The organism is Pseudomonas sp. 7-41, from assembly GCF_021233075.1.
In the GTDB taxonomy this organism is placed as follows: Bacteria; Pseudomonadota; Gammaproteobacteria; order Pseudomonadales; family Pseudomonadaceae; genus Aquipseudomonas; species Aquipseudomonas veronii.
The window spans coordinates 4,752,380-4,766,107 of record NZ_CP089551.1 but is presented as its reverse complement, the minus strand read 5'-3'; the positions used below and the strand labels follow the sequence as shown (position 1 = coordinate 4,766,107).

General features: G+C 62.7%; 9 protein-coding genes. 7 read left to right on the top strand and 2 right to left on the bottom strand.

Annotation, left to right across the window (positions count from 1 at the left end):
- Positions 1-3: 3 nt before the first annotated feature.
- Together LQ249_RS21485 and LQ249_RS21480 are read right to left on the bottom strand one after the other, a co-directional pair.
- Positions 4-3,282: an EAL domain-containing protein gene (locus LQ249_RS21485; protein WP_046382633.1), complete on the bottom strand. Its 3,279-nt coding sequence runs from the start codon at positions 3,280-3,282 to the stop codon at positions 4-6.
- A gap of 66 nt (positions 3,283-3,348) precedes the next feature.
- Positions 3,349-4,239 carry a LysR family transcriptional regulator gene (locus tag LQ249_RS21480; protein WP_017847706.1) on the bottom strand — a complete coding sequence of 297 codons (891 nt, stop codon included), beginning with the start codon at positions 4,237-4,239 and terminating at the stop codon, positions 3,349-3,351.
- Positions 4,240-4,386: 147 nt separating this feature from the next.
- Between LQ249_RS21480 and leuC the strand changes: the two genes are divergently transcribed.
- The 7 genes from leuC (at position 4,387) to LQ249_RS21445 (ending at position 13,573) form a co-directional block, all read left to right on the top strand.
- Complete coding sequence (gene leuC, locus LQ249_RS21475; protein WP_046382634.1) at positions 4,387-5,805, top strand: 3-isopropylmalate dehydratase large subunit; 1,419 nt, start codon at positions 4,387-4,389, stop codon at positions 5,803-5,805.
- A gap of 10 nt (positions 5,806-5,815) precedes the next feature.
- Entirely contained in the window at positions 5,816-6,460 is a 645-nt protein-coding gene (gene leuD, locus LQ249_RS21470; protein WP_046382635.1) for a 3-isopropylmalate dehydratase small subunit, read from the top strand.
- Between the two features lie 135 nt (positions 6,461-6,595).
- On the top strand, positions 6,596-7,360 hold the full coding sequence (locus tag LQ249_RS21465; protein WP_046382636.1) for a class I SAM-dependent methyltransferase: 765 nt from the start codon (positions 6,596-6,598) through the stop codon (positions 7,358-7,360).
- 52 nt (positions 7,361-7,412) lie between these two features.
- Positions 7,413-8,495: a 3-isopropylmalate dehydrogenase gene (gene leuB, locus LQ249_RS21460; RefSeq protein ID WP_017847702.1), complete on the top strand. Its 1,083-nt coding sequence runs from the start codon at positions 7,413-7,415 to the stop codon at positions 8,493-8,495.
- Between the two features lie 64 nt (positions 8,496-8,559).
- Complete coding sequence (gene asd / locus LQ249_RS21455; protein ID WP_017847701.1) at positions 8,560-9,672, top strand: aspartate-semialdehyde dehydrogenase; 1,113 nt, start codon at positions 8,560-8,562, stop codon at positions 9,670-9,672.
- A gap of 175 nt (positions 9,673-9,847) precedes the next feature.
- A complete protein-coding gene (locus tag LQ249_RS21450) occupies positions 9,848-10,858 on the top strand; it encodes an aspartate-semialdehyde dehydrogenase (protein ID WP_017847699.1) in 1,011 nt (336 codons plus the stop codon).
- A 162-nt stretch (positions 10,859-11,020) separates the two neighbouring features.
- The gene (locus tag LQ249_RS21445) at positions 11,021-13,573 is read left to right on the top strand and encodes a FimV/HubP family polar landmark protein (protein WP_057005684.1); all 2,553 of its coding nucleotides are present in this window, start codon (positions 11,021-11,023) and stop codon (positions 13,571-13,573) included.
- Positions 13,574-13,728 lie beyond the last annotated feature (155 nt).

Below are 13,728 nucleotides of genomic sequence, written 5' to 3'. Positions count from 1 at the left end.
GCCTCAATCCAGCAAGAGCCTGAACCCTTCTATCGGTAAGGGCCGGCTGTGCAAATAGCCCTGGAACAAGTGGCAGCCCAGCTTTTGCAGGAACGCCAGTTGCTCCGGGGTTTCGACGCCTTCGGCGATCACTTCCAGGTTCAAGCTGCGCGCCATGGCCACAATGGCGCGGATGATTTCGGCGTCGTTGGGGTCGTGGGTGGCATCGCGCACGAATGACTGGTCGATCTTCAGCGCATCCACCGGCAAGCGCTTGAGGTAGGTGAGCGATGAGTAACCGGTGCCGAAGTCGTCCATCGCAAAACTCACACCGAGCTTTTTCAGGCGACGCATTTTGCTGATGGTGTCATCCAGGTTCTGGATCACGATGCCCTCAGTGATTTCCAGTTTCAGCAGGCAGTAAGGCAGTGAATGCCGCTTGAGGCTGTGCTCGACCCGTTCGACAAAGTCGTTCTGGCGGAACTGCCGGGGGCTGATGTTCACGCACAGGCTGAAATTCAGCGGGTCCACCTTGCCTTCTTTGATCAACTGCTCGAAGGCGGCGCACGCTTCATCGAGTATCCAGGTGCCGACTTCGAGGATCAGGCCGCTGTCTTCCAGCACCTTGATGAATTCGGACGGCGCTTGCGCGCCCAGTTGCGGATGCTGCCAGCGCACCAGGGCCTCGGCGCCGACGATCTTATTGCCGCGCGCGTCCACCTGGGGTTGGTAATGCACGCTGAATTCGCCGCGTGACAGGGCCAGGCGCAGGTCGGTTTCCATGCGCAGGCGTTCGCTGGCGGTTTTCTGCATGCTGTTGTGGAACATCTGCGTGGCGTTGCGCCCCGAATCCTTGGCGCGGTACAGCGCGATGTCGGCACGTTTGAGCAGGTCGGCCGGGGTCGAGCCATGATCGGGGATCAGCGCCACACCGATGCTCGGCGTGACTTGCAGGCGTTGGCCGTCGAGGAACATCGGTTCGGAGAGCAATTCACGCAGGGTGTCGGCCAGTTCCTGAACCTGGGCGCTGACTTCGGTGCGCGTGCCATCCAGGCCGCTGAGCAGCACCACGAACTCATCGCCGCCCAGGCGCGCCACGGTATCTTCCATACGCACGCTGGCTTCGAGGCGCGCGGTGACGATTTTCAGCACGGTGTCGCCCACCGGGTGGCCGAGGGAATCATTGATGTGCTTGAAGTGGTCGAGGTCGAGAAACAGCAATGCACCGCGCAGGTTATGGCGCTTGAGCAGGGCGATCTGCTGGCTCAGGCGGTCCATCAGCAGTGCGCGGTTGGGCAGGTTAGTCAGCGGGTCGTGGTAGGCCAGGTGGCGGATCTGCGCCTGGGCGTTTTTCAACAGGCTCACATCCCGCGCGGTCAGCAACAGGCAAGGGGTTTCGTTGAGGGTGATCGGCTCGACAGAAACCTCCACCGCCAGCACATCGCCGCGCTTGTTGTGCCAGAGCATTTCCAAATGGCGGATACGGCCTTTGAGTTGCAGTTCGGCCAGCAGCACCGCGCGCTGGTTTTCATCGGCCCAGATGCCGACCTGGTACAGCGTCAGGCCGATGACATCTTCGGCACGAAAACCGGTCAAGCGGCAGAACCCGTCGTTCACCTCCACATAGCGGCCGGTGTCGTGTTCGGTGATGGAAATCGCGTCGGGGCTGGAATGGAAGGCCTTGGCGAATTTTTCTTCGCTGGCCTTCAGCGCGGCCTCGGAGCGTTGCTGCTGGGTAATGTCGCGCAGGGTGGTGACGATGCACGGCTGGTCGCCGACCTTGATCATCCGGCTGGAAATCACGCAGGTCAGGGCCTGGCCGCTTTTGTGGTGCGCGATGATGGCCACGTTGTTCAGCGCTTGGTCGCGAATCACCTGTTCGATGCGTTGCAGGCGCTGGCTCGACTCGTCCCACAAGCCGATCTGTTCGGCGCTCATGTTGATCACTTCGGCGGCCGTCCAGCCAAAGGTCTGGGTGAACGCGGGGTTGATCTCGATGAACTCGCCGTTGTCCAGGCGGGTGACGCAGATCGGGTCGGGGCTGGCCTGGAACAGGCTGGCGAATTTTTCTTCGGAGGCGCTCAGGCGTTGTTCGCGCTCGACCTGGTCGGTGATGTCCAGCAGGGTGCCGGCCATGCGCAGTGGCGCGCCTTTTTCGTCGCGGTACAGGCGTGCGCGGCTTTCCAGGTAGCGCGGGCTGCCGTCTTCCAGTTGTACACGGTAAGTCAGCTGATAGTTGCCGGCCGGGCCTTCGCGCAGGGTGCGATAGGCGTTGCGCATATTCTCGCGCTCTTCCTTGGGCATGCCCTCGAAAAACGCCTCGAACGATTCATGGAACGCTTCCGCCGGCAGGCCGTGCAGTTGGGCGGCGCGGGCCGAGCCGTAGAGCATGCCGGTGGGAATGTGCCAGTCCCAGGTGCCCAATTGCGCGGAGTCCAGGGCCAGGTCCAGGCGCTCCTGGCTGTCTTTCAAGGCTTGCTCGGCGTTTTTGCGCTCGGTGGTGTCGAGAAAGGTGCTGATCAGGTAGGCCTCGCCGTCCAGCTCGACCTTCTGCGCGCAGAGCGTGCCATCGTGGATCTGCCCGTTGCTGGCACAGAATTGCACTTCCATGGTGATGGGTTCGCCCTTGCGCTGGGTGGCCCTGACCAACTGCGCACGCTGTTCAGGGTGGAGCCACAGGCCGAGGTCCAGGGTGGTGCGACCGATGGCGTCGGCGACCGGCCAGCCGAAGAGGATCTGGAAGTACTGGTTGGCTTCGCTGATCAAGCCGTCGGACTGGCGGGTGAGCAGGACCATGTTCGGGCACAAGTGAAACAGCGTGGCGAAGCGCTTTTCGGAGTGGCTGAGGGCGTGTTCCCGTTCGCGCTGGCGGGTGGTCTCGCGGATCACGCCGATCATGCGGCGCCGGCCGGTTTTGTCCGGCGCCAGGCTGCCGTTGATTTCCAGCCAGTGCTGGCTGCCATCCGGCCACTGGATGTGGTGGTGCATGGCCTGCTCGAACGGCTCGCCGGCCAGCACCGCGTGAAACGCGCGTATCACCCGGGCGCGGTCTTGCGGCGCGAGCAGGTCCAGGTACTCCAGATCCTTGGGCAACGGTTGGCGCGGGTCGAAGCCGAACAGCGCCTGGGTGCCCCGCGACCAACTGATACGCCCGGTATCGATTTCCCAGCACCATGCACCCAGCCGTGCAGCGTTAAGCGCTGCCAGCAGTTGCGGGGCGCTGTCCCAGCTTTGTTCCGCCTCTTCAGGGTCGAGGGCGTAAATGCGGGGTAGGGGTGGCATAGGGTCGACGGGATTGCGCATTATCAAAAAGCCTTGGCTCGATGGGCGTTCGGCGCGGTTTTATTCAGGCCTTGAGGCCGCACAGCTTCATGCCGGTGTCCCTGGCAGCTCGACCTGTGCATCCAAGAGGCTCATAAAAGCCCGCGCAGCGTTCGACAGTGTCCTTTCGGTATGCACGATATAGCCTAGCTGGCGACTGAGTTGTATGCCCGGCAAAGCGATACTTGTCACCTGATCGTCGAGCATGGTGCGCGGTAATACGCTCCACGCCAAGCCGATGGACACCATCATTTTGATGGTTTCCAGATAGTTCGTGCTCATCGCGATGTTCGGCGTGAGGCCCTGGGCCTCGAACAGACGGCTGACAATGTGATGGGTAAAGGTGTTGCCGCCGGGGAAAACCGCCGGGTGCCCGGCGATGTCCGCCAGGGTGACCGAGCCGTTGCGGGTCAGGCTGTGCTCCGGCGCCACCACGAAATCCAACGGGTCGTCCCACACCGGGGTGGCGCGCACCAGGTTGTGCGGCTCGGGCGCCAGGGTGATCACCGCCACTTCAGCGCGGCCATGCAGGATCTCTTCGTAGGCCACTTCCGAGTCGAGAAACTGAATATCCAGCGCCACATTGGGGTATTGCCGGGTAAAGGTGCGCAGGATCGGCGGCAGGCGATGCAGGCCGATGTGGTGGCTGGTGGCCAATGTGAGGCGCCCGCTGACTTCACCGGTGAGGTTGGTGAGGGCGCGCCGGGTGTCGTCCAGGACGTTGAGAATCTGATAGGCGCGCGGCAGCAGGGCGCGCCCGGCTTCGGTCAAGCCGACTTCACGGCCCAGGCGATCGAACAGGCGCACTTTCAGTTGCTGCTCGAGGCCGGCAATGCGTTTGCTGATGGCCGGTTGGGTCAGGTGCAGGCGCTCACCGGCGCCGGAGAAGCTGCCGGTCTCGGCGATGGCAATAAAAGCATTGAGGTTGGCCAGGTCCATTGTGGTATTCCAGTTGGTAATCCAAAGCATAAAAAATATGAATTTGAGTTATTTAATGTAGCGCCATACCATCAGCCTCACAAGCCAAAGGGTTATTGAATGTCTCAAGACCCGGGGCATAGAAAGACCGCTGATGAGGACCGACTGATGGCCGGCAAAACGCTTTACGACAAGCTTTGGGATTCCCATGAAGTGAAACGGCGCGACGATGGCTCGTCGCTGATCTATATCGACCGTCACATCATCCATGAAGTGACCTCGCCCCAAGCGTTCGAAGGCCTGCGGCTGGCCGGGCGCAAGCCTTGGCGCGTCGACTCGATCATCGCCACCCCGGATCACAACGTGCCGACCACCCCGGAGCGCAAGGGCGGGATCGACGCCATTGTCGACACCGTGTCGCGTTTGCAGGTGCAGACCCTCGACGACTACTGCGACGAATACGGCATCACCGAATTCAAGATGAATGACGTGCGCCAAGGCATCGTCCACGTGATCGGCCCGGAGCAGGGCGCGACCTTGCCCGGCATGACCGTGGTCTGCGGCGACTCCCACACCTCCACCCACGGCGCGTTCGGCGCCCTGGCCCATGGCATCGGCACCTCGGAGGTGGAACATGTGTTCGCCACCCAGTGCCTGGTCGCCAAGAAAATGAAGAACATGCTGGTGCGCGTCGAAGGCCAATTGCCTTTCGGTGTGACCGCCAAGGACATCGTGCTCGCCGTGATCGGCAAGATCGGCACCGCCGGCGGTAACGGCCATGCCATCGAATTCGCCGGCAGCGCCATTCGCGACCTGTCCATCGAAGGCCGCATGACCATCTGCAACATGTCCATCGAAGCCGGTGCCCGCGTGGGCATGGTGGCGGCGGACGAAAAAACCGTCGAGTACGTCAAAGGCCGTCCGTTCGCCCCCAAAGGCGCCGACTGGGATGCCGCCGTTGAGGCCTGGAAAGACCTGGTCTCCGACGCCGATGCCGTGTTCGACACCGTGGTGGAACTGGACGCCAGCCAGATCAAGCCGCAAGTCAGCTGGGGCACCTCGCCGGAAATGGTCTTGGCCGTCGACCAGAACGTGCCGGACCCGGCCAAGGAAGCCGACCTGGTCAAGCGCGGTTCCATCGAGCGCGCCTTGAAGTACATGGGCTTGAAAGCCAACCAGGCGATCACCGACATTCAGTTGGATCGCGTGTTCATCGGTTCCTGCACCAACTCGCGGATCGAAGACCTGCGCGCCGCGGCAGTGATCGCCAAGGGCCGCAAAGTCGCCTCGACCATCAAGCAGGCCATCGTGGTGCCGGGTTCGGGCCTGGTGAAGGCCCAGGCCGAAGCGGAAGGCCTGGACAAGATCTTCCTCGAAGCCGGTTTTGAATGGCGTGAACCGGGCTGCTCCATGTGCCTGGCGATGAACCCGGACCGCTTGGAGTCCGGCGAGCATTGCGCGTCGACCTCTAACCGTAACTTCGAAGGGCGTCAGGGCGCCGGTGGGCGTACTCACCTGGTGAGCCCGGCCATGGCCGCCGCCGCTGCCGTCAACGGTCGTTTCATCGACGTTCGCGAATTGATCTGAGGAATACCCGATGAGAGCTTTTACCCAACACACTGGTCTTGTCGCGCCGTTGGACCGTGCCAACGTGGACACTGACCAGATCATCCCCAAGCAGTTCTTGAAGTCGATCAAGCGCACCGGTTTCGGCCCCAACCTGTTCGACGAGTGGCGCTACCTGGACGTGGGCTACGCCTACCAGGACAACTCCAAGCGCCCGCTGAACAAGGACTTCGTGCTCAACGCCGAACGTTACCAGGGCGCCAGCGTGCTGCTGGCGCGGGAAAACTTCGGCTGCGGCTCCAGCCGCGAACACGCGCCGTGGGCCCTGGAAGAATATGGCTTTCGCAGCATCATCGCGCCGAGCTACGCCGACATCTTCTTCAACAACAGCTTCAAGAACGGCTTGCTGCCGATCATCTTGAGCGATGCCGAAGTGGATGAGCTGTTCAAGCAAGTGGAAGCCAACCCCGGCTACGAACTGACCGTCGACCTCGCCGCGCAGACCGTGACCCGTCCGGACGGCAAGGTGTACCACTTTGAAGTGGATGCCTTCCGCAAGCACTGCCTGCTCAACGGCCTGGACGACATCGGCCTGACCTTGCAGGACGGCGATGCGATTGCCGCGTTTGAAACCAAGCACCGGGCCAGCCAGCCTTGGTTGTTTCGCGACGCTTGATGTGATGTAGGCAGGACCGCCGCCATCGGGAGCAAGCTCCCTCCCACATTTGAACGTGTTCACACATCAACATGTGGGAGGGGGCTTGCCCCCGATGGGGTCAGTGTTAACCACACAAAACCCAGGAAACTCACCATGACCAAAGCCGCCCACACCCAAGTCGTGCAAAAACAATTCGGTGAACAGGCCTCGGCCTACCTGAGCAGTGCCGTACACGCCCAAGGTACTGAATTTGCGCTGCTCCAGGCCGAACTGGCCGGGCACGGCGCTGCGCGACTGCTGGATCTGGGCTGCGGCGCCGGTCATGTCAGTTTCCATGTGGCGCCGCTGGTAAAAGAAGTGGTGGCCTACGACCTGTCCCAGCAGATGCTCGACGTGGTCGCCGCCGCTGCCGCAGACCGTGGCCTGGGCAATATCCGCACGGTCCACGGCGCTGCTGAGCGCTTGCCGTTCGCCGATGGCGAATTCGACTTCGTGTTCAGCCGCTATTCGGCGCACCATTGGAGCGACCTCGGCCTGGCCCTGCGCGAAGTGCGCCGGGTGCTCAAGCCGGGTGGCGTGGCGGCGTTTGTCGATGTCTTGTCACCGGGCAGCCCGCTGTTGGACACTTACCTGCAAACCGTCGAAGTGCTGCGCGACACCAGTCACGTGCGCGATTACTCCGCCGCCGAATGGATGCGCCAGCTCAGCGAAGCCGGTCTGCATGTGCGCAACAGCAGCCGCCAGCGCCTGCGCCTGGAATACACCTCGTGGGTCGAGCGCATGCGTACACCAGCGCCTTTGCGTGCGGCGATTCTTGAGCTGCAACAGGCAATGGGCCAGGAAGTCCGCGATTATTACGAAATTCAAGCCGACGGCACCTTCAGCACCGACGTGCTGGTGGTTTGGGCCGAACGCTGAGTATTTTTCCCGACCTGCCCCAGGGCGGGTCGCATGATGAAATGAGGAACGCATGAGCAAGCAGATTCTGATTCTCCCAGGCGACGGTATTGGTCCGGAAATCATGGCCGAAGCGGTCAAAGTCCTGGAACTGGCCAACACCAAGTACAACCTGGGCTTCGAATTGAGCCACGACGTGATCGGCGGCGCGGCCATCGACAAGCACGGCGTGCCCCTGGCCGACGAGACCCTGGACCGCGCCCGTGCGGCCGACGCCGTGTTGCTCGGCGCCGTGGGTGGCCCGAAATGGGACAAGATCGAGCGTGACATCCGCCCTGAGCGCGGCCTGCTGAAGATCCGCGCGCAACTGGGCCTGTTCGGCAACCTGCGCCCGGCAATCCTCTACCCGCAACTGGCCGACGCGTCGAGCCTCAAGCCGGAAGTGGTGGCGGGCCTGGATATCCTGATCGTGCGCGAGCTGACCGGCGGTATCTACTTCGGCTCGCCGCGCGGTGTGCGCGAACTGCCGAATGGCGAGCGCCAGGCCTACGACACCCTGCCGTACAGCGAGAGCGAAATCCGCCGTATCGCCCGGGTCGGTTTCGACATGGCCCGCGTGCGTAGCAAGAAGATCTGCTCGGTCGATAAGGCCAACGTCCTGGCCTCCAGCCAGCTGTGGCGCGAAATCGTCGAAGAAGTCGCCAAGGACTACCCGGACGTCGAACTCAGCCACATGTACGTCGACAACGCCGCCATGCAACTGGTGCGCGCGCCGAAGCAGTTCGACGTGATCGTCACTGACAACCTGTTCGGCGACATCCTGTCCGACCAGGCGTCGATGCTCACCGGCTCCATCGGCATGCTGCCGTCGGCGTCCCTGGACACTAACAACAAGGGCATGTACGAGCCGTGCCACGGTTCGGCGCCAGACATCGCAGGCCTTGGCATCGCCAACCCGCTGGCGACCATTTTGTCGGTGTCGATGATGCTGCGTTACAGCTTCAACCTGGGCGACGCGGCGGATGCCATCGAGAAGGCCGTGAGCCTGGTGTTGGACCAGGGCTTGCGCACCGGAGACATCTGGTCGCAGGGTTGCACCAAAGTCGGTACGCAAGAAATGGGCGACGCAGTAGTCGCCGCGTTGCGGAATCTGTAATCTCTCGGGCCCGCTTGCAGTTGTTGCTGCAAGTCGGCCCACTTTTTAACAAGGTGTAGTTGCGATGAAACGTGTAGGTCTGATCGGTTGGCGCGGTATGGTCGGTTCCGTGCTCATGCAGCGGATGCTGGAAGAGCAGGATTTCGATCTTATTGAGCCGGTGTTTTTCACCACTTCGAACGTGGGTGGCCAAGGGCCGTCCGTGGGCAAGGATATTGCGCCGCTCAAGGACGCCTACAGCATTGAAGAGCTGAAAACCCTCGATGTGATTCTGACCTGCCAGGGCGGCGACTACACCAGCGAAGTGTTCCCCAAGCTGCGCGAAGCCGGCTGGCAGGGTTACTGGATCGATGCCGCGTCCAGCCTGCGCATGCAGGACGATGCGGTGATCGTGCTCGACCCGGTCAACCGCAAGGTCATCGACCAGCAACTCGACGCTGGCACCAAGAACTATATCGGCGGCAACTGCACCGTCAGCCTGATGCTGATGGGCCTGGGCGGCTTGTTCGAAGCCGGCCTGGTCGAGTGGATGAGCGCCATGACTTATCAGGCGGCGTCCGGCGCCGGCGCGCAGAACATGCGCGAACTGATCAAGCAGATGGGCGCGACCCACGCGGCGGTCGCCGATCAACTGGCCGACCCGGCCAGCGCGATCCTCGACATCGACCGCCGTGTGGCCGAAGCCATGCGCAGCGACGCTTACCCGACCGAGAACTTCGGCGTGCCGTTGGCCGGTAGCCTGATCCCGTGGATCGACAAGGAACTGCCGAACGGGCAGAGCCGTGAAGAGTGGAAGGCCCAGGCCGAGACCAACAAGATCCTCGGTCGCTTCAAGAGCCCGATCCCGGTGGACGGCATCTGCGTGCGTATCGGCGCCATGCGCTGCCACAGCCAGGCGCTGACCATCAAGCTGAACAAAGACGTACCGATCGCCGATATCGAAGGGCTGATCAGCCAGCACAACCCTTGGGTCAAGCTGGTGCCGAACAGCCGCGAAATCAGCATGCAGGAGCTGAGCCCGACCAAGGTTACCGGCACCCTGAATGTTCCGGTGGGGCGTCTGCGCAAGCTGAACATGGGCACCCAGTACCTGGGCGCGTTCACCGTCGGCGACCAGTTGCTGTGGGGCGCGGCCGAACCGCTGCGGCGCATGCTGCGGATTCTGCTGGAGCGTTGATCGCTTGAGGCACTAAGAAAAACCCGCGACTGGTGACAGGCGCGGGTTTTTTGTTGGCTTTCAGGAAGGCATCGGGAGCAAGTCGAATCGTCGCACCGCAAGGCCCAGCCCAATTGCCTCACCCCCCACCACCCGGTAAAGTGCCGCTCCCCCCGCAATGCCCGAGGCAGCTCCCATGACCCAGACCTTTGATATCGCCGTGATCGGCGCCACCGGCACCGTCGGTGAAACCCTGGTGCAGATCCTCGAAGAGCTGGCTTTCCCGGTAGGCACCTTGTACCTGCTGGCGGGCAGCAACTCCGCGGGCGCGTCGGTGCCGTTCCGTGGCAAGAACGTGCGCGTGCGGGAAGTCGATGAGTTTGACTTCAGCAAGGCGCAACTGGCGTTTTTCGCCGCCGGCCCGGCGGTGACCCTGAGCTTCGCCCCACGCGCCACGGCGGCCGGCTGTTCGGTGATCGATTTGTCGGGCGCATTGCCGGCCGCGCAAGCGCCTCAGGTGGTGCCGGAAGCCAATGCCCATGTGCTGGAGGGCTTGAAAAAGCCGTTCCAGCTCGGCAGCCCGAGCCCGTCCGCGACCAACCTCGCGGTGGTGCTGGCGCCGCTGCGTGGGATTCTGGATATCCAGCGTGTCAGCGTTACCGCCAATCTGGCGGTGTCTGCCCAGGGCCGTGAAGCGGTCAGCGAGCTGGCGCGCCAAACCGCCGAGTTGCTGAATGTGCGCCCGCTGGAGCCCAAGTTCTTTGATCGGCAGATGGCATTCAACCTGTTGGCACAAGTCGGCACGCCGGATGCCCAAGGTCATACAGCGCTGGAGAAACGTCTCGTACACGAACTGCGCGCTGTGCTGGAAACTCCTTTACTAAAGATTTCTGCGACTTGCGTTCAAGCCCCGGTGTTTTTTGGCGATAGCTTGACTGTGTCATTGCAATTGGGTTCGCCGGTCGACCTTGCCGCCGTCAACCGTGCGCTCGACGCCGCAGCGGGTATCGAGCGGGTGGAGGAGGGGGATTACCCGACAGCCGTGGGTGATGCCGTCGGCCAGGATGTAGTCTACGTCGGACGAGTGCGTGCGGGGGTGGACGATCCGGCGGAACTAAATCTGTGGTTGACGTCAGATAACGTGCGTAAAGGCGCCGCGCTGAATGCGGTGCAGCTGGCGCAGTTGTTGATAAAAGGCCTTGTGTAAAAGATACTTGGCGGCAATTTGTAGATTGATTCTAACCAGGCGCTATGCTTGGCCCCAAGCAGGAACAGTTGCGTGTCGGTGACCTATCGGCTCGCCGTGCCTTATGGCAACGGTTACCAACCTTCTCGCAGGCCGGGGAGTGTTCAAACAAAGGATGAGGCTATGGTTCAAGTTCGCAAACTGGTGTTAGCAATAGCGGCCGCCTCGGCGCTGTCCTCCGGTATGGCGCAGGCGCTGCAGCTGGGGGAGATGACCCTCAAGTCGAAGTTGAACCAGCCGTTGTCGGTGGAAATCGAATTGCTCGACGTCGGCGGCCTCACGGCCTCCGAGATCACCCCGAGCCTGGCGTCGTCCCAGGCGTTTGTCGATGCCGGCGTCGATCGCCAGGCGTTCCTCAATGACCTGACGTTCACCCCGGTGATCAACCCGGCCGGGCGCAGTGTGGTGCGTGTCACGTCCAGCAAGCCGCTGCCTGATGCCTACGTGCGGTTCCTGCTGCAAGTGCAATGGCCCAATGGCCGCTTGATGCGTGACTACAGCGTGCTGCTCGACCCGGCCAAGTTCGACCAGTCGACGCCGACCAACAGCGCAGCCACGCCGCGTTTGAGCGCGCCCGCGTTGAGCGTGCCGGCCCAGCACACCACCACGGCCCGTGACACGCTGTGGGAAATCGCCGAGAAGCACCGTAATGGCGCTTCTGTGCAGCAGACCATGCTGGCGATCCAGGCACTCAACCCTGACGCTTTTATCGGCGGCAACATCAACCGTCTGAAAACCGGCCATGTGCTGCGCCTGCCGGATACCGTACAAAGCACGGCGTTACCGCAGCCCAAGGCCATTGCCGAAGTGACCGCGCAGAACGTCGCCTGGCGCCAGGGCCGCCGTGCCGCGCCCCACCAGACGGCCGGTAAGCAACAACTGGACGCCACCAAGCGCACCCAGGCTGGTAATGCGCCGGCGAGCACCAACGCCAAGGACAACTTGAGTCTGGTTTCGGCCGACTCCGCCAAGAAGGGCGCGAAGGGCAAGGCGGGTGATGGCCAGGCCCTGAGCGACAAGCTGGCGATGGCCCGGGAACAGCTCGACACCACACGCCGTGACAACGAAGAACTGAAAAGTCGCGCCGCAGACCTGCAGAGCCAATTGGACAAGCTGCAAAAGCTGATCCAACTGAAAAACGATCAACTGGCCAGGTTGCAGGCTGAAAAAGGCGCCCCGGCAACCCCGGCGACTGCGGTCATGCCCGCGCAGTTGGCAGGTGAGCCGCCGGCCGCTGCAGTCGCGCCCGCTGAGCCGGCCGCCACCGCGACCCCGGTGGCCGAGCCGATCAAGCCCGACGCCGTGCCTGCGACCAGCGAAGACAAATTCAACGAACTGCTGACCAACCCGATTGTGCTTGGCGTCATCGGCGGCGCGGCCGGCGTGGTGGCGTTGTTGCTCCTGTTGCTGTGGGCGCGTCATCGCAATGCCCGTCGCGCAGAAGAAAAGCACCTGCGCATGGCGCGGGCCCTGTCCGAAGAGCCGGAATTCGCTTCGAACATCGACCTTGATCTGCCACCGGACAGCTTCGCTGGCCTGGAAGTACCGGCACCGAACGTGACGTTGACCGCCGCGCCTGCGCCTGCGCCGGCACCTGTGGTCGCGCCGGCAGCGGCACCAAGCGCGGCCTCGGTGCTTGCGCCACTGGCTGGCGCCGTAGCGCCGGAAAACACCAATGATGCGCTGGTCCAGGCCCAATCCCATATCGACCGCGGTCACTTGAACCAGGCGGCCGATGTGCTGGAACAAGCCATCAAGTACGAACCCAAGCGCAGCGACCTGCGCTTGAAACTGATGGAAGTCTACGGCCTGCAGAACGACAAGGACGGTTTTGTCGTCCAGGAGCGTCAGTTGGTGGCCAATGGTGAAAACCATGCCCAGGTCGAGCAGCTCAAGTCGCGCTTCCCGGCCATGGCCGTGTTGGCGGCGGGAGTGAGTGCCGCCGTGGCCGCCGCCGCGATGGACGCTCAATACGTCAAGGATCTGCTGGAAGACAAGCCGGCCGCCGCGCCGCAAGCGACGGCAGAAGCGGAGCCGTTCGATACTGATTTCGATCTGAGTCTGGACGAGCTGGAAGCGGCTTCGCCTGCGGCGTTGGACAAGACCGATCAGCAGACCTTCGAAGCGCTGCTGCAACAACAGACCGATGCCAAGCCAAGCCCGGAAGATCTGTCGGACTTTGACCTCGACCTGCAACTGGACCCGCCGGCGTCCCAGTCCGATGACGACTTCCTCTCGGGGCTTGAAGATCAGATGAAGGACGTGTCGCCGGTCGAACCGCCGACCCTGACCCCGGCCGCCCTGGACGACCTCGACCTGCCGGAAGACTTCGACCTGTCCCTGGCTGACGAGCCGGACGCCCCGGCGGCCAAACCCGATGCGTTCGCCTCGGAGCTGGATGACGTCAACGCCGAGCTCGATCGTCTGTCCCAGAGCCTGGAAAACCCGCCGATCGAGCCGTCCTTCACCGCCGAAGATGCGGCGCTGGGCGGTGACGAACCGGAGGTCGACTTCCTCTCCGGCACCGATGAGGTCGCAACCAAGCTGGATTTGGCCCAGGCCTATATCGACATGGGCGATACGGACGGCGCGCGGGATATTCTTTCCGAAGTGCTGACCGAGGGCGATGAAACCCAGCGCGGCGAAGCCAAGGAAATGCTTGGCCGACTGGTGTAATCGCCACGGGATGACCCAGACGGCGGCCTTCGGGCCGCCGTTTTGCATTGCCGGTACCAAACACATGGCGTCTGGGGCGCAGCGCCTTATAATGCCCGCCTTTGCGCAACTCATCAGGCTCTCAGTTCTTGGCAAATATAGATAACCCGGCTGCC